General features: G+C 65.6%; 31 protein-coding genes and 1 pseudogene. 31 read left to right on the top strand and 1 reads right to left on the bottom strand.

Annotated features, from left to right (window positions below):
* The 31 genes and pseudogenes from tuf to rplQ form a co-directional block, all read left to right on the top strand.
* Positions 1-194 (top strand): annotated as a pseudogene (gene tuf / locus D7V97_RS24105) (elongation factor Tu); the annotation flags it as partial.
* 193 nt (positions 195-387) lie between these two features.
* Positions 388-696: a 30S ribosomal protein S10 gene (rpsJ, locus tag D7V97_RS24100; RefSeq protein WP_002633608.1), complete on the top strand. Its 309-nt coding sequence runs from the start codon at positions 388-390 to the stop codon at positions 694-696.
* Between the two features lie 51 nt (positions 697-747).
* Complete coding sequence (gene rplD / locus D7V97_RS24095; protein WP_120612993.1) at positions 748-1371, top strand: 50S ribosomal protein L4; 624 nt, start codon at positions 748-750, stop codon at positions 1369-1371.
* On the top strand, positions 1368-1661 hold the full coding sequence (locus D7V97_RS24090) for a 50S ribosomal protein L23 (RefSeq protein ID WP_120532370.1): 294 nt from the start codon (positions 1368-1370) through the stop codon (positions 1659-1661). The genes rplD and D7V97_RS24090 overlap by 4 nt, the downstream gene beginning before the upstream one ends.
* Positions 1662-1701: 40 nt before the next feature.
* Complete coding sequence (rplB, locus tag D7V97_RS24085; protein WP_120532369.1) at positions 1702-2547, top strand: 50S ribosomal protein L2; 846 nt, start codon at positions 1702-1704, stop codon at positions 2545-2547.
* A 13-nt stretch (positions 2548-2560) separates the two neighbouring features.
* The gene (gene rpsS, locus D7V97_RS24080; RefSeq protein ID WP_014395864.1) at positions 2561-2848 is read left to right on the top strand and encodes a 30S ribosomal protein S19; all 288 of its coding nucleotides are present in this window, start codon (positions 2561-2563) and stop codon (positions 2846-2848) included.
* Between the two features lie 35 nt (positions 2849-2883).
* Positions 2884-3228 (top strand): 50S ribosomal protein L22, encoded by a 345-nt coding sequence (gene rplV, locus D7V97_RS24075; RefSeq protein WP_120532368.1) that lies wholly within the window; start codon positions 2884-2886, stop codon positions 3226-3228.
* 41 nt (positions 3229-3269) lie between these two features.
* Positions 3270-3932, top strand: coding sequence for a 30S ribosomal protein S3 (gene rpsC / locus D7V97_RS24070; protein WP_120532367.1), 663 nt, complete (start codon positions 3270-3272; stop codon positions 3930-3932).
* Between the two features lie 63 nt (positions 3933-3995).
* Entirely contained in the window at positions 3996-4415 is a 420-nt protein-coding gene (gene rplP, locus D7V97_RS24065) for a 50S ribosomal protein L16 (protein ID WP_120543255.1), read from the top strand.
* A gap of 67 nt (positions 4416-4482) precedes the next feature.
* On the top strand, positions 4483-4689 hold the full coding sequence (gene rpmC / locus D7V97_RS24060; RefSeq protein WP_120612992.1) for a 50S ribosomal protein L29: 207 nt from the start codon (positions 4483-4485) through the stop codon (positions 4687-4689).
* An 84-nt stretch (positions 4690-4773) separates the two neighbouring features.
* On the top strand, positions 4774-5100 hold the full coding sequence (gene rpsQ, locus D7V97_RS24055) for a 30S ribosomal protein S17 (protein WP_169821648.1): 327 nt from the start codon (positions 4774-4776) through the stop codon (positions 5098-5100).
* Positions 5101-5165: 65 nt separating this feature from the next.
* Positions 5166-5534 (top strand): 50S ribosomal protein L14, encoded by a 369-nt coding sequence (gene rplN / locus D7V97_RS24050; RefSeq protein WP_014395870.1) that lies wholly within the window; start codon positions 5166-5168, stop codon positions 5532-5534.
* 42 nt (positions 5535-5576) lie between these two features.
* Positions 5577-5906 carry a 50S ribosomal protein L24 gene (gene rplX / locus D7V97_RS24045; RefSeq protein ID WP_120612991.1) on the top strand — a complete coding sequence of 110 codons (330 nt, stop codon included), beginning with the start codon at positions 5577-5579 and terminating at the stop codon, positions 5904-5906.
* Between the two features lie 176 nt (positions 5907-6082).
* A complete protein-coding gene (gene rplE / locus D7V97_RS24040; RefSeq protein ID WP_120612990.1) occupies positions 6083-6739 on the top strand; it encodes a 50S ribosomal protein L5 in 657 nt (218 codons plus the stop codon).
* 26 nt (positions 6740-6765) lie between these two features.
* On the top strand, positions 6766-6951 hold the full coding sequence (locus D7V97_RS24035) for a type Z 30S ribosomal protein S14 (RefSeq protein WP_120523541.1): 186 nt from the start codon (positions 6766-6768) through the stop codon (positions 6949-6951).
* Positions 6952-7120: 169 nt separating this feature from the next.
* Positions 7121-7519, top strand: coding sequence for a 30S ribosomal protein S8 (gene rpsH / locus D7V97_RS24030; RefSeq protein WP_120612989.1), 399 nt, complete (start codon positions 7121-7123; stop codon positions 7517-7519).
* A gap of 64 nt (positions 7520-7583) precedes the next feature.
* Complete coding sequence (gene rplF / locus D7V97_RS24025; protein WP_120612988.1) at positions 7584-8150, top strand: 50S ribosomal protein L6; 567 nt, start codon at positions 7584-7586, stop codon at positions 8148-8150.
* Positions 8151-8258: 108 nt separating this feature from the next.
* A complete protein-coding gene (gene rplR, locus D7V97_RS24020; protein WP_120532359.1) occupies positions 8259-8612 on the top strand; it encodes a 50S ribosomal protein L18 in 354 nt (117 codons plus the stop codon).
* A gap of 22 nt (positions 8613-8634) precedes the next feature.
* Positions 8635-9156, top strand: coding sequence for a 30S ribosomal protein S5 (gene rpsE, locus D7V97_RS24015; protein ID WP_014395877.1), 522 nt, complete (start codon positions 8635-8637; stop codon positions 9154-9156).
* A 2-nt stretch (positions 9157-9158) separates the two neighbouring features.
* On the top strand, positions 9159-9428 hold the full coding sequence (rpmD, locus tag D7V97_RS24010) for a 50S ribosomal protein L30 (RefSeq protein ID WP_120612987.1): 270 nt from the start codon (positions 9159-9161) through the stop codon (positions 9426-9428).
* Positions 9429-9444: 16 nt separating this feature from the next.
* Entirely contained in the window at positions 9445-9972 is a 528-nt protein-coding gene (rplO, locus tag D7V97_RS24005) for a 50S ribosomal protein L15 (protein ID WP_120612986.1), read from the top strand.
* A 131-nt stretch (positions 9973-10103) separates the two neighbouring features.
* Positions 10104-11450: a preprotein translocase subunit SecY gene (gene secY / locus D7V97_RS24000; RefSeq protein WP_120612985.1), complete on the top strand. Its 1347-nt coding sequence runs from the start codon at positions 10104-10106 to the stop codon at positions 11448-11450.
* 90 nt (positions 11451-11540) lie between these two features.
* Complete coding sequence (locus tag D7V97_RS23995; RefSeq protein ID WP_120612984.1) at positions 11541-12191, top strand: adenylate kinase; 651 nt, start codon at positions 11541-11543, stop codon at positions 12189-12191.
* Between the two features lie 99 nt (positions 12192-12290).
* Entirely contained in the window at positions 12291-13043 is a 753-nt protein-coding gene (gene map / locus D7V97_RS23990) for a type I methionyl aminopeptidase (protein WP_120612983.1), read from the top strand.
* Between the two features lie 157 nt (positions 13044-13200).
* A complete protein-coding gene (gene infA / locus D7V97_RS23985; RefSeq protein ID WP_002614803.1) occupies positions 13201-13419 on the top strand; it encodes a translation initiation factor IF-1 in 219 nt (72 codons plus the stop codon).
* Positions 13420-13485: 66 nt separating this feature from the next.
* On the top strand, positions 13486-13602 hold the full coding sequence (gene rpmJ, locus D7V97_RS23980; protein WP_002633586.1) for a 50S ribosomal protein L36: 117 nt from the start codon (positions 13486-13488) through the stop codon (positions 13600-13602).
* 56 nt (positions 13603-13658) lie between these two features.
* Positions 13659-14042 carry a 30S ribosomal protein S13 gene (rpsM, locus tag D7V97_RS23975; protein WP_120532354.1) on the top strand — a complete coding sequence of 128 codons (384 nt, stop codon included), beginning with the start codon at positions 13659-13661 and terminating at the stop codon, positions 14040-14042.
* A gap of 73 nt (positions 14043-14115) precedes the next feature.
* Entirely contained in the window at positions 14116-14556 is a 441-nt protein-coding gene (gene rpsK / locus D7V97_RS23970; RefSeq protein WP_120532353.1) for a 30S ribosomal protein S11, read from the top strand.
* A 66-nt stretch (positions 14557-14622) separates the two neighbouring features.
* A complete protein-coding gene (gene rpsD / locus D7V97_RS23965) occupies positions 14623-15249 on the top strand; it encodes a 30S ribosomal protein S4 (RefSeq protein ID WP_120612982.1) in 627 nt (208 codons plus the stop codon).
* A gap of 202 nt (positions 15250-15451) precedes the next feature.
* Positions 15452-16474, top strand: a complete 1023-nt coding sequence (locus D7V97_RS23960; RefSeq protein ID WP_120612981.1) for a DNA-directed RNA polymerase subunit alpha — start codon at positions 15452-15454, stop codon at positions 16472-16474.
* A gap of 195 nt (positions 16475-16669) precedes the next feature.
* On the top strand, positions 16670-17086 hold the full coding sequence (gene rplQ / locus D7V97_RS23955) for a 50S ribosomal protein L17 (protein ID WP_120532350.1): 417 nt from the start codon (positions 16670-16672) through the stop codon (positions 17084-17086).
* A gap of 114 nt (positions 17087-17200) precedes the next feature.
* Here the strand turns inward: rplQ and D7V97_RS23950 are convergent.
* Positions 17201-17829: hypothetical protein (locus tag D7V97_RS23950; protein WP_368668957.1), on the bottom strand; the 629-nt coding region annotated here is incomplete at its 5' end.

The raw sequence follows: 17829 nt of genomic DNA, 5'->3' as shown, positions 1-17829 counted from the left end.
TCTACTTCCGCACGACGGACGTGACGGGCACGGTGAAGCTGCCGGAGAACGTCGAGATGGTGATGCCGGGCGACAACATCGCGATCGAGGTGGAACTCATCACCCCGGTGGCGATGGACAAGGAGCTGCGGTTCGCCATTCGTGAAGGCGGCCGCACGGTGGGCGCGGGCGTCGTGGCGGAAATCATCGCGTAGCACTCAGGCCACCGGGCTCTCCGGAATGCCCTTCTGGGCAGTTCTGGAGAGCAGGTGGGAATCCAGTTGCAACCCATGGGGTGTGGTGGTACACACCGCGCCCCTTCGTTCCGAAGAAACGGTTCTCTGAAATCCAGGCGTTGACGGGCGTACCGCCTCTCGGTTCAGAGGTCGTTCAAAGAGGTTCTTTCGAATGGCGACACAGAAGATCCGCATCCGGTTGAAGGCGTACGACTCGAAGCTCCTGGACCAGAGTGCTGGGGAGATCGTCGAGACGGCCAAGCGCACGGGCGCCAAGGTGGCCGGTCCGATCCCCCTGCCGACGCGCATCAACAAGTTCACCGTGCTGCGTTCGCCGCACGTGGACAAGAAGAGCCGCGAGCAGTTCGAGATCCGCACGCACAAGCGCCTGCTCGATATCCTTGAGCCGACCCAGCAGACGCTGGATGCGCTGATGAAGCTGGATCTGTCTGCCGGCGTTGACGTCGAGATCAAGTCCTAGGAAGCGGGATGGCGTCGGAGTGGTTTCACTCTGACCCCCGAGGAAAGTGCCATGGCGAAGTTTGACGTAGTCGACCTGGATTTGAAGAAGGTTTCGGAGATCGAACTCTCCGACGATATCTTCGGTGCCGAGCAGAACACCCACCTGTTCTACGAGGTGGCGAAGATGCAGCAGATCAACCGGCGCCGCGGAACGGTCGGGGTGAAGAACACCTCGCTCGTCAGTGGCGGCGGCAAGAAGCCCTGGAAGCAGAAGGGCACCGGCCGAGCCCGTCAGGGTTCCATCCGTGCGTCCCACTGGGTGGGCGGCGGCAAGGCGATGGCCCCCAAGGCCCGTGACTACTTCTACCGTCCGCCGCGCAAGGTTCGTCGGGGGGCGCTGCGCGCCGTCCTGTCCCTGCGCGCCCAGGAGAAGCAGCTCATCATCCTGGACGGTTTCAAGCTGGATGCCCCGAAGTCGAAGCAGGCCTTCGAGGTCCTCACCCGGCGTCTGAAGCTCCAGAACGCGCTGATCATCGACGAGCGCGGCAACACCAACCTGCACCGCAGTGTGCGCAACCTGGCGAAGTTCGACGTGCTGCCGCCCGAGGGTTTGAACCTCGAGTCCGTGCTCAAGCACTCGCACCTCGTCCTGACTTCCGCGGCCGCCAAGGCGCTTGAGGGGTCCCTGTCATGAATCTGAACGACGTCATCAAGGGGCCGCTCATCACGGAGAAGCTGGACAAGGCCCGCGAGAAGTTCCGCCAGTACTCGTTCATCGTGGACCGCAAGGCCACGAAGCACGACGTGTCCCGCGCGGTGCAGGCCCTGTTCAAGGTCACGGTGGAAGGTGTCAACACCAACATCGTGCGCGGCAAGACGAAGCGGGTGGGCAAGAGCATCGGCCAGCGCCCCAACTTCAAGAAGGCGGTCGTCACCCTCAAGGAAGGTGACAAGATCGAACTCTTCGAGGGGGGGGCGGTCTGACGCCACTGGCGACAGATCAGCCTGAGACGAGGAACACACCATGGGCATCAAGAAGTACAAGCCGACCAGCGCCGCCCGCCGTCTGATGACGGTGTCCGACTTCGCGGACATCACCAAGGACTCGCCCGAGAAGGCCCTCACCGAGCCGCTCAAGCGCTCGGGTGGCCGCAACGTTCACGGGCACATCACCCGTCGTCACCAGGGTGGCGGTCACAAGCGTCGTTACCGCACCATCGACTTCAAGCGTCGGGACAAGGACGGCGTGCCTGCGAAGGTCGTCGCCGTCGAGTACGACCCGAACCGCACCGCGAACATCGCCCTCCTGCACTACGCGGACGGCGAGAAGCGCTACATCCTGGCCCCCGTCGGCCTGAGCGTGGGCGACACCGTCTTCGCCGGCGCCTCCTCCGACATCCGGCCTGGCAACAGCCTCCCGCTGCAGAACATCCCGGTGGGCACCGTCATCCACAACGTGGAGCTGAAGCCGGGCCGTGGCGCCCAGGTCATCCGCTCCGCGGGCACTTCCGGCCAGCTGATGGCGAAGGAAGAGCGCTACGCCCAGGTCCGCATGCCGTCGGGCGCCGTGCGCAAGGTGCTCATCGAGTGCCGCGCCACCGTGGGCCAGGTGGGCAACATCGAGCACGAAATCATTCGCATCGGCAAGGCGGGCAAGAGCCGCTGGCTGGGCATCCGTCCCACCGTCCGCGGTCTGGCGATGAACCCCGTTGACCACCCGCACGGTGGTGGCGAAGGCAAGTCCGGCCAGGGTAACCCGCACCCGGTGTCTCCGTGGGGCAAGAAGACCAAGGGCCTCACCACGCGCACCAACAAGCGCACCGACAAATTCATCGTGAGCGGCCGCCGTCAGGGCGCGCGCAGCCAGTAAGAGGATTTGAAACATGGCTCGTTCGATCAAGAAGGGTCCGTTCGTTGATGATCACCTCCTCAAGAAGATCGAGGGGATGATCGCTGCGAACAAGAAGGCGGTCGTCAAGACCTGGTCCCGGCGCTCCACGATTCTCCCTGAGTTCGTGGGTCACACCTTCGCCGTGCACAACGGCAAGAAGTTCATTCCGGTGTTCGTCACGGAGAACATGGTGGGCCACAAGCTCGGCGAGTTCGCCCCGACGCGTACCTTCGGTGGCCACTCGGCGGAGAAGAAGGTCGCCAAGGCCCCGGGCAAGTAGCCCGTTCGCACGCCTGAGAGCCTGAGGAGATGACCATGGAGTCGACTGCACATCTGCGTCACCTGCGCATGAGCCCGCGCAAGCTTTCCCTCGTAGCGGCGCTCATCCGGGGCAAGCCTGTTGAGGCCGCCCTGAACATCCTGAAGTTCACCCCGCGCGCTGCTGCGCGGCCGGTGGAGAAGCTCATCAAGAGCGCCGTCGCGAACGCGACGGATCTGTCCAAGGGGCAGGTCGACGTGGATACCCTCTACGTCAAGACCATCTCCGTGGATCAGGCCGCCACCCAGCGCCGGTTCATGCCGCGCGCCATGGGGCGCGCGACGCCCATCCAGAAGAAGTCCGCCCACGTCCACGTCGTGTTGGCAGACGCCAAGAAGTAGGACCCGTCGGGCCCTGCCCGGACGCACCAAGGAGAATCAGTTTGGGACAGAAAGTACATCCGATCGGGTTCCGGCTCGGCGTCATCAAGACCTGGGACTCCAAGTGGTTCGAGCACAAGAACTACGCCCAGTGGCTCCACGAGGACATTCGCATCCGCGAGTTCGTGAAGAAGTCACTGAATCACGCGGGCGTCTCCAAGGTGGAGATTGAGCGCGCCGCCAACAAGGTGAAGGTCAACGTCCACACCGCTCGGCCGGGCATCGTCATCGGCAAGCGCGGCGCGGGCATCGAGACCGTCAAGAAGGACCTGCAGCAGTTCACCAAGAACGAGGTCTTCCTGAACATCGTCGAGGTCCGCAAGGCCGAGACGGACGCGCAGCTCGTGGCGGAGAACATCGCCACGCAGCTCGAGCGCCGCATTGCCTTCCGCCGCGCCATGAAGAAGGCGCTGCAGACGGCGATGAAGTTCGGGGCCAAGGGCATCCGCATCGCCTGCTCGGGTCGCCTGGGTGGCGCCGAAATGGCGCGCTACGAGTGGTACCGCGAGGGCCGCGTGCCCCTGCACACCCTTCGTGCGGACATCGACTTCGGCTTCGCCGAGGCCAAGACGACCTACGGCAAGATTGGCTGCAAGGTCTGGATCTGCAAGGGCGAGGTCCTCCCTGGTAAGGGCGGCCAGGCCCCCCTGCCCACCAACCGGTAAGACGCCCTCCGCGGGGTGGGTTGAAAGACCCGCCCTGCCCGTGAGGCATGAAGGACAGCGACGATGCTTCAGCCTGCTCGAACCAAATACCGAAAGATGCAGAAGGGCCGCATGGGCGGCGCGGCCCACCGGGGCAGCGACCTCACGTATGGTGAGTTCGGCCTGGTGAGCCTCCAGCCGGGCTGGATCACCTCGCGACAGATCGAGGCGGCTCGTATCGCGATGACCCGCCACGTGAAGCGCGGTGGCAAGATCTGGATCCGGATCTTCCCGGACAAGCCCATCACGAAGAAGCCCGCCGAGACCCGAATGGGTACCGGCAAGGGTGGCGTGGAGTACTACGTCGCGGTGGTCAAGCCGGGTCGCGTCCTCTATGAGATGGAGGGCATGACGAACGAGATCGCCAGAGGGGCGCTGAAGCTGGCGCAGGCGAAGCTGCCGCTGCTCACCAAGATCGTGCAGCGCAAGGATCTCTCGCTGTAGTCACGCACCGCGGCGGGCGTCCCCCCTCGTAACAGGGAGGGCGTCCGTATCGCGCCGAGGAGACAAGATGGCGACTGCGAAGGAATTGAAGGACCTGTCGACGGACGACCTGCAGAATCGCGCGAAGGAGCTGCGCGACACGCTGGTCCAGGATCGACTGAAGCGCCGGACCGGTTCGCTGGACAGCCCTGCAGAGGGCGTGCAGCATCGGAAGGATCTGGCCCGCATCCTCACCGTCCTGGGCGAGAAGGCCCGGGCCGCGAAGGCGGGGTAGTTGTAGCAGTGCATCCGCGATGGCGTCCGGGCTCACCGGGCGTCCGCGGCCATCCGGGCAGAGGGCCCGGGTGCATGACAGACAGTGAGAACCAACATGGCTGAAGCGACCGAAACGCCCGCTGCCGAGACCTCCACCCGGGGTCGTCCCAAGACCCGCGTGGGCATCGTCACCTCCAACAAGATGCAGAAGACGGTGGTCGTCACCGTCCAGCGCCGCGCTCCCCACCCGAAGTACGGGAAGATCATGAGCCTGCGCGAGAAGTACAAGGCGCACGTCGAGGATCACGACTACCCGAAGAAGGTCACCATCAACGAGGGTGACCGGGTGCGCATCGCCGAGACCAAGCCCGCTTCGAAGGACAAGCGTTGGCGCGTGGTCGAGGTGTTGGAGAAGAGCAAGAACGTCTAGGTAGGCCACACCGGGTCCGCGCGCCATGAAGCGAGCGGCCTGGTTCGAGCAAGAGGAGACTTCACATGATTCAGATGCAGAGTGTGCTCGATGTGGCCGACAACTCGGGCGCCAAGAAGGTGTTTTGCATCAAGGTTCTCGGCGGCTCCAAGCGCAAGTATGCCTCCATCGGCGACGTGATTGTCGTGTCGATCCGTGAGGCGTTGCCCAACTCCAAGGTGAAGAAGGGTGACGTGGCCAAGGCCGTCATCGTCCGCACCCGTCGCGAGGTGGGTCGTGCGGATGGCAGCTACATCAAGTTCGACGGCAACTCGGCGGTCCTCATCAACAAGGACCTGGAGCCCATCGGGACGCGCATCTTTGGGCCGGTCGCCCGTGAGCTGCGTGCCCGCAAGTTCATGAAGATCATCTCGCTGGCGCCCGAGGTCCTCTAAGAGGACGCAGGTCTGACGGCGAACAGCCAGAGTGAGGAAGCCATGCAGAAGCTGAAAGTCGGTGACACGATCCAGGTCATCTCCGGGTCCGAGCGCTCGGAGAAGACGCCGGCGACGAAGCGCGGCAAGGTGCTGAAGGTCGACCGGGAGGCGGGCCGCGTGACGGTCGAGGGCCTGCGCCTGGTCAAGCGCCACATGCGCAAGACGCCGCAGAGCCCCGAGGGCGGCATCATCGAGAAGCCGGGCACCATCGCGCTCTCGAACGTCCAGGTGGTGTGCGCCAAGTGTGACAAGCCGACCCGCGTCGGCATCCGCACGGAGGGCGAGTCCCTCAAGCGGTTCTGCAAGCAGTGTGACGCCCTGATTGACTAGGGGTCCGTGTTCGGGCATGTATGCGCGCCCCTTGACCCACCTTGAGGTGGGGCAGGCGGGCGTGCACGTCTGGAAGGCTGAAATTGTTGAGCCTTCCAGGTGTTTCCAGGTTCCAGAAGTAGGACTGATCGGGCGCGCTGGGTCCACGACGGCGCTCCGAAGCAGAGGACTGAAAAATGGCTGACGAGAAGAAGGCCGAACCGAAGGAAAAGAAGGAAAAGAAGCGCGGCCGCAAGGAAGAAGCCAAGAAGGTCGGCTTCGCCGCGAACATCGAGGAGGGCCTGAAGGCCCGCTCGGCGCGCCTGAAGGACCGCTTCCGCAAGGAAGGCGTTCCCGCGCTGATGAAGGAGCTGGGGCTCGACAACCCCATGGAAGTGCCGCGGCTGGAGAAGATCGTCGTCAACATGGGTCTGGGCGAGGCACTCGCCAACAACAAGATCCTGGAGTCGGCGGTGGACCAGCTTGCTGCCATCACCGGCCAGAAGCCGGTCGTGACGCGCGCGCGCAAGTCCATCGCGAACTTCAAGCTGCGCCAGGGCCAGGCCATTGGTGCCGCGGTCACGCTGCGCGGCGACCGTATGTTCGAGTTCATGGACCGCCTGATCTCCGTCGCGCTGCCGCGCGTGCGTGACTTCAAGGGCGTGTCCCCGAAGGCCTTCGACGGGAAGGGCAACTACACGCTCGGAGTGCGCGAGCAGATCATCTTCCCGGAAATCAACTACGATCAGATCGAGAAGGTGAAGGGGCTCAACATCAGCTTCGTCACCACCGCCCCGAACGACGAGCAGGGACTGGCGCTGATGCGTCACTTCGGCATGCCGTTCCGTCAGTAGGACCGAGTTCAGGACTCCCATCGATCATGGCCAAGCTCTCCAAGATTGCCCAGGCAAAGCGCAAGCTGAAGTTCCCCGTGCGCCAGTACAACCGCTGCCCGCTGTGCGGTCGTCCTCGCGCCTTCCTGCGCAAGTTCAAGATGTGCCGTATCTGCCTGCGCCACCGTGCGCTGCGCGGCGAGATCACCGGCGTCACCAAGTCGTCCTGGTAGGCGTTGGACCCGCGGTGCTGGCCCTGTCCTGAAGAGGGCAGGGCGTCACACCGCTGAAGCAGAAGAAGAGCAGTGGCAGTCACCGCGAACCCCCGGGATGGGCCCGGCAGGCGTGGTGGTTGCGAGCGCGGAGTCGCCCTGAAGGGGACGCCGCTTCGGAAGGTGTTTCATGCCGGTCAATGATCCCGTTGGCGACATGCTGACCCGCCTGCGCAATGCCTCACGCGCGCGGCACGACAAGGTCGTCATCCCCCACTCGAAGCTCAAGGTCGAGATCGTCAAGGTCCTCAAGGACGAGGGCTACATCGGGGACTTCACCATCCACGAGCTCGCGCCGCAGAGCGAGATCTCCGTCCAGCTGAAGTACGGCCCGGACCGCAGCCCTGCCATCACGGGCATCCACCGCGTGTCGAAGCCCGGTCTGCGCCGCTATGTCGCGGTCCGCGAGATCCCGCAGGTGTTGGGAGGCATGGGCATCTCCATCCTCTCCACTTCGCGCGGCATCCTGGTGGACACCGAGGCCCGGAAGCAGAAGGTCGGCGGCGAGCTGCTCTGCAAGGTCTACTAGCCAGGAGTCTGGGTGTTGCGCCCCGCGAGGAGCGCGCCCCAGGCGACGACAGCACGAGGCAATCATGAGTCGGATTGGAAAACTGGCGATCAAGCTTGGCGACAAGACGAAGGTCAATGTCGCCAACCAGCAGGTCAACTTCGAAGGCCCCAAGGGCAAGCTGTCCGTCAGGCTCCCCGCCAAGGTGAAGGTGGAGGTCAAGGACGGCCAGGTGACGGTGCAGCGCGAGGACGATTCTCGCGAGGCCCGCAGCCTCCACGGCCTCACGCGCACCATCCTCGCCAACGCGGCGAAGGGTGTGTCGACGGGCTTCGAGAAGCGCCTGGACATCCGCGGCGTTGGTTTCCGCGCGGAAGTGAAGGGCAAGGCGATCCACTTCTCGCTCGGCTACTCCCACCCGGTGGTGTTCAACCTGCCGGAGGGCGTGACCGCGGAAGTCGACAAGGCGTCTCGCACCGAGGACAGCCTTCCCACGGTGGGGCTGACGCTCCGCTCGGCGGACAAGGAAGCCCTGGGCGCCACGGCGGTCAATATCCGCTCGCTGCGTCCGCCGGAGCCCTATAAGGGCAAGGGCATCAAGTACGCCGAGGAGCGCATCCGTCGCAAGGAGGGCAAGACCGGTACGACGTAGTCGTCGTCCCGTCTTCGCCGATAGTTCAACCCTGCCGGGCCCTGGGGCCAGGCGGAATCATCCGGCGGCGGAAGGCCGCATCGCCGCCGGACGGAAAAGGAAGCAGCCATGTCCAAGGTCGATCAGCGTCTCAAGAGGAAGAACCGCATCCGCAAGAAGCTCTCGGGAACCACCGAGCGCCCTCGGCTGACGGTGTACAAGAGCCTCAAGCACATCTACGCGCAGGTGGTGGATGACTCCACCGGCCGCACGCTGGCGTATGCTTCGTCCCTGTCCAAGGAGCTGAAGGGCAAGGACGAGGGCGACAAGAAGTCCGACGCCAAGCGGGTGGGTTCTCTCATCGCGGAGAAGTGCAAGGCCGCCAATGTCGACGCGGTGGTTTTCGACCGCAACGGCTTCCCCTACCATGGGCGCATCGCTGCCGTGGCCGACGCCGCGCGCGAAGCCGGCCTGAAGTTCTAGGTACCAGAAAGGAATTCCTCAAGTGGCAACTCCGATCAATCCGAACGATCTGGACCTGACCGACCGCGTGGTGAACATCAACCGCGTGGCCAAGGTGGTGAAGGGTGGCCGTCGGTTCTCGTTCGCCGCGCTCGTCGTGGTGGGCGATGGCAACGGGCACGTGGGCGTGGGCCTGGGCAAGGCCAACGAAGTCCCCGAGGCCATCCGCAAGGGCGGCGAGAACGCGAAGAAGAACCTGTTCCGCGTTCCCCGCATGGGTCACACCATTCCTCATGAGATCCTGGGGCACTTCGGTGCCGGCTGGGTGCTCCTGAAGCCGGCCAGCGAAGGTACGGGCGTCATCGCCGGTGGTGCGGTGCGCGCGGTCCTCGAGGCGGCGGGCATCCGGAACATCCTGACCAAGAGCCAGGGTTCGCGGAATCCGCACAACGTGCTGAAGGCCACCGTCGCCGGCCTGAAGCTGCTGCGCAGCGCGGAGCAGGTCGCGCGGCTGCGTGGCAAGGACGTCGAGACGCAGAAGCTCGCGGGCGAGGCGAGGGGCTAGCCATGGCGCTCAAGGTCAAGCTGATGAAGAGCTTCTCGGGTTCTTCCGAGGACATGTTGGCCACCATCCGTGGTCTCGGTCTGAAGAAGTTCGGTGACGAGCGGCTGTTGAAGGACACCCCGGCGGTGCGCGGCATGGTGTTCAAGGTGAAGCACCTGGTCTCCCTGGAGACGGTCACCCAGGAGGCCCCGGCGCCCAAGCGTCGCAAGCCCCGGAAGATCGTCGCCCGGGACCGCGCCCTGGAGCACCTGGCCGCCAAGGCCAAGGCCTGAGGAACGAGGATCCAACATGAGTGTCCTGACAAACCTGAAGCGTCCCGAGGGCTCCTGGCACCGCAAGAAGCGCGTCGGTCGTGGCCAGGGTAGCGGCCTCGGCAAGACGGCTGGCCGCGGCGGCAAGGGCCAGAAGGCCCGCTCCGGCAACATGCGATTCGAAGGCTTCGAAGGCGGTCAGAGCCCGCTGCAGCGCCGCCTTCCGAAGTTCGGTTTCAACCCACCCAATCGCACCGTGTACGCGGTGGTGAACCTGGGTGACCTGGAGCACGTGTTCGACGCGGGCACGACGGTGGACGAGGCCGCGCTGAAGCAGGCGGGCCTGGTCAAGGGCCGTTATGACGGAGTGAAGGTTCTGGCCCACGGGGAGCTCGCCAAGAAGCTCACCGTGCGCGTGAACAAGGTGTCCGCGGCGGCTCGCGAGAACATCGAGAAGGCGGGGGGCTCCGTGGAAGAGCTTCCGCTGATGGCGCACAAGCCCGAGTCGGCCTCCAAGGCCCACTCTGGCAAGGGCGTCAAGGCCCCTCGCCAGCCCCGGGCGTAGGCGTGATAGGCGCGCATCACGCTGATGTGGTGCGCGTCCTCAGCCTTGTGTAGGCTTCCGCGCCCCTTTCCGGAACCGGAGAGGGGCGTTTGTTGTTGCTGGCAGAACCTCTTGAAGAGGATGGCTTTCCCGTGGCCCTGAACGCCTTCGCCAATGTCTTCCGCATCGCGGAGCTGCGCAGCCGGCTTGCGTACACGCTCGTGCTGCTGTCCGTCTATCGCATCGGCATCTTCATCAACACGCCGGGCGTGGACCGCTCCGCGATGAACGCGTTCATGGACGCCCAGAAGCAATCGGGCGGCCTGGTGTCGCTGTTCAACCTCTTCTCCGGCGGCGCGCTGGAGCAGATGTCCATCTTCGGTCTGGGCATCATGCCGTACGTGAGCGCCTCCATCATCTTCCAGCTGTTGGCGGTGGTGGTGCCCAGCCTGGAGCGGCTCCAGAAGGAAGGCGCAGCGGGCCGTCAGAAGATCAACCAGTACACCCGCTACGGCAGCATCGTGCTGTCGATCGTGCAGGGTATCGGCATCTCGCGGTGGCTGGCCTCGCTGGGCCGCTCCGACGCGGGGCAGGGTGGCTTCAACCAGGTGGTCGTGCCCAACGACAACCTCTGGTTCACCTTCATGACGGTCGTCAGCCTCACGGCAGGCACGGCCTTCATCATGTGGCTGGGTGAGCGCATCACCGAGCGCGGCATTGGCAATGGCATCTCGCTCATCATCTTCGCTGGCATCGTGGCGCGCGTGCTGCCCGGCGCGAAGACGCTCCTGGACCTGACGACACAGGAGGTGGTGAACGCGGCCGCGGTGCTGGGCCTGCTGTTCTTCATGCTGCTCATCATCGGCGTGGTGGTCTACGTGGAGCGGGGCATGCGGCGGGTGCCCATCCAGTACGCCAAGCGCATGGCGGGCCGGCGGATGTTCGCGGGGCAGGCGACGTACTTCCCCATGAAGGTGAACGCCTCGGGTGTGATTCCCCCCATCTTCGCCGGCGCGGTGCTGTCGTTCCCGGCGACGCTGGGCGCGTGGTTCCCCTTCCTGCAGGGCTTCCAGCGCAGCATCGAGGGCAGCCTCTGGGTCTACAACGGCCTGTTCGTGCTGCTGGTGGTGTTCTTCTCCTACTTCTACACGGCGCTCACCTTCCGGCCGGATGACGTGGCGGACAACATCAAGAAGCAGGGTGGCTACATCCCCGGCATCCGCCCGGGTCGTCAGACGGCGGAGTTCATCGAGCGCGTGTTGAACCGGCTCACGTTCGGTGGCGCCATCTACTTGGCCATCATCTGCGTGATTCCGTCGGTCATCAGCAGCGTGCTGGGTGTGCGCTTCACGTTCGGTGGCACGGCGCTCCTCATCGTGGTGGGCGTTGCGCTGGATACGGTTCAGCAGATCGAGGGTCATCTCATCAGCCGCAACTACGAGGGTTTCGCGGGTCCGCGCGGTCCGCGCATCCGTGGTCGGGTCCGCGTGGCGGCCTGACGACGGGTGGCTGTGTTCCGGGCGCCTCTCTCCAATGGTGGGGAGGGGCGCCTCGTCGTTCAAGGATGGACGCTGGTGCAAAGGAGCGACATGAACCTCATCCTGTTGGGGCCGCCAAACGCCGGGAAGGGAACCCAGGCGAAGAAGCTCTACGCGGACTTCCACATCCCGCAGATCTCCACCGGGGACATCCTGCGCAAGGCCGTGAAGGATGGCACGGCGCTGGGCAAGGTCGCCGGGCCGCTGATGGCCGCGGGGCAGTACGTGCCGGACGACGTCGTCATCGGCATCGTGGAAGAGCGGCTGAAAGAGCCGGACGTGGCCCAGGGCTTCGTGCTCGACGGCTTCCCACGCACCCCTGGGCAGGCGGACGCACTGGACCGGATGCTCACCCGACTGGGTCGTCAGTTGAACGCGGTCGTGTCCCTGGAGGTTCCGCACTCCACGCTCGTCGAGCGCGGGTCCGGGCGGCGCGTGTGCCCCAATGACGGGGCCGTGTACCACGTCACCCAGAGCCCTCCGAAGCGCGCGGGCGTGTGCGACAAGTGCGGCACCGAGCTCGTGCAGCGCGAGGACGACACGCCCGAGGTCATCGAGCGGCGCCTGCGGAAGTACGACGCGGAGACGTCCCCGCTGAAGGACTTCTACGCCCAGAAGGGGCTCCTCAAGAGCGTGGACGGCGTCGGGTCTCCCGAGGGTATCTACGAGGAGATCAAGAAGGCCGCTGGCCGTCCTGCCTGAGCAGGCACCAGGCAGCGGGGCGGGGGCAGGGAAGGTCCGGACTGCCGTCCCCCCGTTCACCGGTTCCCGAAAGCAGCATGCTGGTAGGGAAAGAGGCGCATGAACCCGGTGGAGATCAAGAGCCCGGACGAGATCGCCCTGATGCGGGAAGCAGGGCGGATCGTCTGTGAGATCCTGGACGAGCTGGAGAAGGCCGTGGCCCCAGGCGTCTCCACCTGGGAGCTGGATGCCCTGGCGGAGAAGCTCATCGCCAAGAAGGGCGCTAGGCCGGCGTTCAAGGGCTACCACGGCTTCCCGGGGGTGCTCTGCGCCTCCGTGAACCAGGAGGTGGTCCACAGCATCCCCAGCCGGAAGCGGCGCCTGGTGGCCGGGGACCTGATGAAGCTGGACTTCGGGGTGGTGTACCGGGGCTTCTTCGGGGATTCAGCGCGGACGGTGCCGGTGGGCAAGGTGACTCCCGAGGCCCAGGCCTTGGTGGACGCCACCCGCCAGTCCCTGGAGAAGGCCATCCGGGTGATGCAGGCGGGCAACCGCCTTGGTGACATCGGGCATGCGGTGCAGAGCCATGTGGAAGCCCGCGGGTTTTCGGTGGTACGGGACTTCGTGGGGCATGGCATCGGGCGGAAGCTCCATGAGCCGCCCCAGGTGCCCAACTACGGGCAGGCGGGGGCGGGGATGAAGCTGCGGCCGGGAATGGTCCTGGCGGTGGAGCCGATGGTCAACCAGGGCACGGCCGACGTGGAGGTCCTGGAGGACGAGTGGACGGCCGTCACGGTGGACGGCAAGTTGTCCGCGCACTTCGAGCACACCATCCTGATTTCGGAGCGGGGACCGGAAGTGCTCACCCGGTGATCCTGCTGGCCTCCCGGACCCGGGGTGAAATACGGTGATGTCAGGGGTTGTTGATAGGAGTCCCAGTTTCGATTCGCGCGGCGCTTGCTACTTACGGACCAAAGTGTTATCCCGCCGCGCTTCCAGAAGGTTCGTGGTCCGGGAAGAAGGTTGACGCTTGCCGAAGGATGATTCCATCGAAGTCGAGGGGACCGTCATGGAACCCCTACCGAACGCGATGTTCCGCGTGGTGCTGGACAACGGCCACAAGGTGCTCGCGCACATCTCGGGCAAGATGCGGATGCACTTCATCCGTATCCTCCCGGGCGACAAGGTGAAGGTCGAGTTGTCTCCGTATGACCTGACCCGCGGACGGATCACGTACCGGGCCAAGTAATTCGTGCCGGCCGCCTTCGCGGACCGGCTGTTGTGTTTTCTCCGCTGAAGGAAGGAAGTTCGCTCCATGAAGGTTCGGGCGTCCGTCAAGAAGATCTGCGACAAGTGCAAGGTTGTCCGCCGCAAGGGTATCGTGCGCGTCATCTGCGCTTCCAACCCCCGGCACAAGCAGCGCCAGGGCTAACGGTCCCACGGGGACCGTAAGCCTCAGACCAACTCCAAAACGAAGGAAGACCGAAGATGGCTCGTATCGCCGGCATCGATCTGCCGCCCAACAAGCGTGCGGTGATCTCGCTCCAGTACATCTACGGGATCGGTAACAAGACCGCGCACGATATCATCGAGGCGGCGGGCATCGATCTCACCACTCGGACCAAGGACCTCACCGAGGAGCAGGCTCGAAAGATCCGTGAGATCATCGAGGCGAGCTACAAGGTCGAGGGTGACCTCCGGCGCGAAGTGACCATGAACATCAAGCGGCTCATGGACCTGGGTTGCTACCGGGGTCTGCGTCACCGCAAGGGTCTTCCGGTCCGCGGCCAGCGCACCCACACCAATGCGCGCACCCGCAAGGGTCCCAAGCGCGGCATCGTTCGCGCGAAGCCGGCCGCTCCGGCCCGCTAAACCCTCTGGCGCCCGCAGCCTCCTTTCGTGAGGTGCGGGCGTTGATCACCTACTCCCAGGAGCAGCGATTCACATGGCTGACGAGATCAATACCGCCGCCGCGCCGGCCGGTGCCGAGGGCGGCGAGGCCCCTGCGGCGAAGAAGAACAAGCGCAAGGGCAAGAAGAACATCCTCAACGGCGTGGTCCACATCCAGTCCACGTTCAACAACACCATCATCACGATCACGGACGTGTCCGGGAACGTGATCTCCTGGTCGTCGGCCGGGGCGCGCGGCTTCAAGGGCAGCCGCAAGTCCACGCCGTTCGCGGCGCAGGTGGCCGCTGGCGACGCCGCGGCGAAGGCGATGGAGCACGGCCTCAAGACCGTGACGGTGTTCGTGAAGGGTCCGGGCGCGGGCCGTGAGTCGGCGCTGCGCGCGCTGGCCGCCGCCGGCCTGAAGATCAGCCTCATCCGCGACGTGACGCCCATCCCGCACAACGGCTGCCGTCAGCCCAAGCGCCGTCGCGTCTAATCACCGCTTCGGGCCAGGCTCGCGTCCTCGCGAGCCGGCTCCAGACCATCTGCAAGGAGAATTTCCGTGGCCCGTTACACCGCGAGCGCCTGCCGTATCTGCCGGCGTGAGAACCTGAAGATGTACCTCAAGGGCGACCGTTGCTACACGGACAAGTGCGCCATCGAGCGCCGCCCCTATCCCCCCGGTCAGCACGGCCAGGGCCGCGTGAAGTTCTCCGGCTACGGCGTGCAGCTGCGCGAGAAGCAGAAGGTCAAGCGCATGTACGGCCTGCTCGAGAACCAGTTCCGCGGGTACTACCACCGCGCGTCCGCGGCCAAGGGCAAGACGGGTGAGAACCTGCTGCAGCAGCTGGAGCTCCGCCTGGACAACGTGGTGTTCCGCATGGGCTTCGCGGACACGCGCAACGAGGCGCGCCAGCTGGTGCGTCACGGTCACTTCCAGGTCAACGGTCGCCGGGTGAACATCCCGTCGTTCTCCGTGAAGCCGGGCAGCGCCGTGGAAGTGCTGGAGAAGAGCCGCAAGGTGCTGCGCATCTCCGAGGCGCTGGAGACCGTGGACCGCCGTGGCGTTCCGCAGTGGATCGACCTGGACAAGAAGGCGTTCAAGGGCACGGTGAAGACGGTCCCGAACCGCGAGGACCTGACCATGCCGATCCAGGAGCAGCTGATCGTCGAGTTGTACTCGAAGTAGTCTGGGTGCCGGGCCCGCTTCAACGGGCCCCTCCCGCAGTGGACGCCCTGGCCGACGAGGCCGGGGCGTCATTGCTTTGGTCGTCCGGAATGCGCGCCCTGCGCGCGCCGGCCGACGCCGTTAGGCAGTCCCCCGCGTGCCCGTCCTCCCGTCACTCCGGCGGGGATGTTGGTGATGGCGCACGACCCGAGGAGCAGCACACATGGCTGACACGTTCGTTGCGAAGAACTGGCGCGACCTCATCAAGCCGCGCCGCATGGAAGTGGATCAGGACTCGCTCAGCACCACGTACGGGAAGTTCGTGGCGGAGCCGCTGGAGCGCGGCTTCGGGACGACGCTGGGCAACTCGCTGCGGCGGGTGCTGCTGTCGTCGCTGCAGGGCGCGGCCATCACGTCCGTGAAGATTGAAGGCGTGGACCACGAGTTCACGACCATCCCCGAGGTGGCCGAGGACGTCACGGACGTCGTGTTGAACCTGAAGGAGGTCCTCCTCCGGATGCACACGAACGAGCCGAAGACGCTGCGCATCGAGGTGGAGGGCCCCAAGGAGGTCAAGGCGGGCGACCTCATCGCGGACGCGGACGTGGAGATCCTCAACCCGGGTCACCACATCTGCACCGTGTCCGAGGGTGGCAAGGTGCGCATGGAGCTGTCGTGCCGCCGGGGCCGTGGCTACGTCGCCGCGTCCACCAACAAGGTGCCGGGCGCGCCCATCGGGACCATCCCCATCGACTCGCTGTTCTCGCCCATCCGCAAGGTGAACTACCAGGTCACCAACGCGCGCGTCGGTCAGGTCACGGACTTCGACAAGCTGTCGCTCGAGGTGTGGACGGACGGCTCCGTGGTGCCGCAGGACGCGGTGGCGTACGCGGCGAAGATCATCAAGGAGCAGCTCACGGTGTTCGTGAACTTCGACGAGACCGAGGAGCCGGTCGTCGCCGAGGCGCCGAAGGAAGAGGCCAAGCTCAACGAGAACCTGTTCCGCTCGGTGGATGAGCTGGAGCTGTCCGTGCGCTCGGCCAACTGCCTGCAGCAGGCGAACATCAAGTCCATCGGTGACCTGGTCCAGCGCACCGAGGCGGAGATGCTCAAGACGAAGAACTTTGGCCGCAAGTCTCTGAAGGAGATCAAGGAGATCCTCGCGGAGATGGGCCTGTCGCTGGGCATGAAGCTGGAGAACTGGCCGCCGAAGAACGCGCCGGCTCCCGCGGCGCCCAAGGCCTAGTCGCAGTCGTTTCCCGTCGTTGCAGCACCTGTCCCGCGCACCCCACCGACACGGCTTCACGGTGGCGCGGGGCAGGGGGCCCTGGTACACAGGGCCCGATTCAACGGCGGCCCCCGGTGTCGGGGCCGTCCTTCCCACCCGGTACCTGACACGGCCGGAGTGGTGGGGTTCTCAACGAGGCCCCGGAGCACGCGCATGCGCCACAAGGTCGGACAAAGGAAGCTGCACCGCACCACGAGCCACCGGCTCGCGATGCTCAACAACATGGTCACCTCGCTGCTGGAGCACGGGGCCATCCGCACCACCGTTCCCAAGGCCAAGGAAGTCCGGCCGCTGGCGGAGCGCATCATCACCCTGGCCAAGCGCGGGGGCCTGTCCAACGTTCGCCTTGCGGCGCGCACCGTGAAGGACCGCGTGGTCCTCCAGAAGGTGTTCGGCGAGTACAAGGAGCGTTACGCCTCCCGTCCGGGTGGCTACACCCGCATCATCCGCCTGGGCTTCCGCCGGGGCGATGCCGCGGAGATGGCCCTCATCGAGCTGGTGGACCGTCCCGCGAAGGCCCCGGCCGCCGCTGAGACGGAAGCGCCCGCCGAGACCAAGTCCGAGGGCTAGCCGCCTCCGGTCCGACTCGCGTCGGGCCGTAAAAAGCATCGAGGGCGCCTTCCCGGCTTGGGAGGGCGCCCTTCGTGTTTGCGGGGTCAGCGGGCCCTGCCAGCGGATGCCGGGTTACTTCTTCGGTGCGAGCAGGCGCTGCCACTCCACCTGGAGGTCCTGGGTGAGGTCGGCGTTGTCGTCCGGGCTGCGCATCTTCAGCGACTGGAAGCGCAGGTCCGCCGGCGCGGTGACGCCGCCAGCGCCCAACAGCTGCTTGGGGGTGATGGTGACGAAGTTGCCGGGCTGCACCTCCGCCACCGCGGCCCGGTACTGGTCGTTCACGATGATGGTGACGTCGCGCCAGACGTCCTGGCTCTCGTTCCAGATGGTCACCGACGGCCGGTCCAGCTTGTCGCTGAGCACCAGGCGCGCGTCCATGTCCCCTGTCTCCAGGGAGCGGCCCGGACACGCGATGGCGAAGCTGGCGATGGACAGCACCACCCAGCCCGCGACGATGCCGGCCTTGTACTTGAAGAAGCGGTCACTCTGACGGAAGCCCGCCACCTGCTCCTTGAGGACGGAGAAGGTGTTGAGGACGACGTTGGAGGCCTCCGAGGCGACGCGCTTGCCCAGCGGGCCTTCCACCTTCTGCTTCTCCAGGGGCTCCGCGCGCGCGGCGCTCACCGCTCGCATGCCTGGGCTCGTGGCCGCCCGGGGCGGAGGGGCGGCCGCGGACGTCGGCCGCGGCGGCTGCGTGGTGG

The organism is Corallococcus sp. CA053C, assembly GCF_003611675.1.
In the GTDB taxonomy this organism is placed as follows: Bacteria; Myxococcota; Myxococcia; order Myxococcales; family Myxococcaceae; genus Corallococcus.
This window is presented reverse-complemented; position numbering and strand designations above follow the sequence as displayed.

What these genes read in the sequence shown, in the direction of transcription:
- D7V97_RS23995 (WP_120612984.1), top strand. Translation starts at nt 11,541, where the DNA reads ATGAACCTCATCCTGTTGGGGCCGCCAAACGCCGGGAAGGGAACCCAG.
- rplV (WP_120532368.1), top strand. Translation starts at nt 2,884, where the DNA reads ATGGAGTCGACTGCACATCTGCGTCACCTGCGCATGAGCCCGCGCAAG.
- rpsJ (WP_002633608.1), top strand. Translation starts at nt 388, where the DNA reads ATGGCGACACAGAAGATCCGCATCCGGTTGAAGGCGTACGACTCGAAG.
- rpmJ (WP_002633586.1), top strand. Translation starts at nt 13,486, where the DNA reads ATGAAGGTTCGGGCGTCCGTCAAGAAGATCTGCGACAAGTGCAAGGTT.
- rplD (WP_120612993.1), top strand. Translation starts at nt 748, where the DNA reads ATGGCGAAGTTTGACGTAGTCGACCTGGATTTGAAGAAGGTTTCGGAG.
- rplX (WP_120612991.1), top strand. Translation starts at nt 5,577, where the DNA reads ATGCAGAAGCTGAAAGTCGGTGACACGATCCAGGTCATCTCCGGGTCC.
- rplE (WP_120612990.1), top strand. Translation starts at nt 6,083, where the DNA reads ATGGCTGACGAGAAGAAGGCCGAACCGAAGGAAAAGAAGGAAAAGAAG.
- rplF (WP_120612988.1), top strand. Translation starts at nt 7,584, where the DNA reads ATGAGTCGGATTGGAAAACTGGCGATCAAGCTTGGCGACAAGACGAAG.
- rplN (WP_014395870.1), top strand. Translation starts at nt 5,166, where the DNA reads ATGATTCAGATGCAGAGTGTGCTCGATGTGGCCGACAACTCGGGCGCC.
- rplP (WP_120543255.1), top strand. Translation starts at nt 3,996, where the DNA reads ATGCTTCAGCCTGCTCGAACCAAATACCGAAAGATGCAGAAGGGCCGC.
- D7V97_RS23960 (WP_120612981.1), top strand. Translation starts at nt 15,452, where the DNA reads ATGGCTGACACGTTCGTTGCGAAGAACTGGCGCGACCTCATCAAGCCG.
- rpsH (WP_120612989.1), top strand. Translation starts at nt 7,121, where the DNA reads ATGCCGGTCAATGATCCCGTTGGCGACATGCTGACCCGCCTGCGCAAT.
- rplR (WP_120532359.1), top strand. Translation starts at nt 8,259, where the DNA reads ATGTCCAAGGTCGATCAGCGTCTCAAGAGGAAGAACCGCATCCGCAAG.
- rpsM (WP_120532354.1), top strand. Translation starts at nt 13,659, where the DNA reads ATGGCTCGTATCGCCGGCATCGATCTGCCGCCCAACAAGCGTGCGGTG.
- rplO (WP_120612986.1), top strand. Translation starts at nt 9,445, where the DNA reads ATGAGTGTCCTGACAAACCTGAAGCGTCCCGAGGGCTCCTGGCACCGC.
- rpsS (WP_014395864.1), top strand. Translation starts at nt 2,561, where the DNA reads ATGGCTCGTTCGATCAAGAAGGGTCCGTTCGTTGATGATCACCTCCTC.
- rpmC (WP_120612992.1), top strand. Translation starts at nt 4,483, where the DNA reads ATGGCGACTGCGAAGGAATTGAAGGACCTGTCGACGGACGACCTGCAG.
- rplB (WP_120532369.1), top strand. Translation starts at nt 1,702, where the DNA reads ATGGGCATCAAGAAGTACAAGCCGACCAGCGCCGCCCGCCGTCTGATG.
- rpsK (WP_120532353.1), top strand. Translation starts at nt 14,116, where the DNA reads ATGGCTGACGAGATCAATACCGCCGCCGCGCCGGCCGGTGCCGAGGGC.
- D7V97_RS24035 (WP_120523541.1), top strand. Translation starts at nt 6,766, where the DNA reads ATGGCCAAGCTCTCCAAGATTGCCCAGGCAAAGCGCAAGCTGAAGTTC.
- D7V97_RS24090 (WP_120532370.1), top strand. Translation starts at nt 1,368, where the DNA reads ATGAATCTGAACGACGTCATCAAGGGGCCGCTCATCACGGAGAAGCTG.
- rplQ (WP_120532350.1), top strand. Translation starts at nt 16,670, where the DNA reads ATGCGCCACAAGGTCGGACAAAGGAAGCTGCACCGCACCACGAGCCAC.
- rpmD (WP_120612987.1), top strand. Translation starts at nt 9,159, where the DNA reads ATGGCGCTCAAGGTCAAGCTGATGAAGAGCTTCTCGGGTTCTTCCGAG.
- map (WP_120612983.1), top strand. Translation starts at nt 12,291, where the DNA reads ATGAACCCGGTGGAGATCAAGAGCCCGGACGAGATCGCCCTGATGCGG.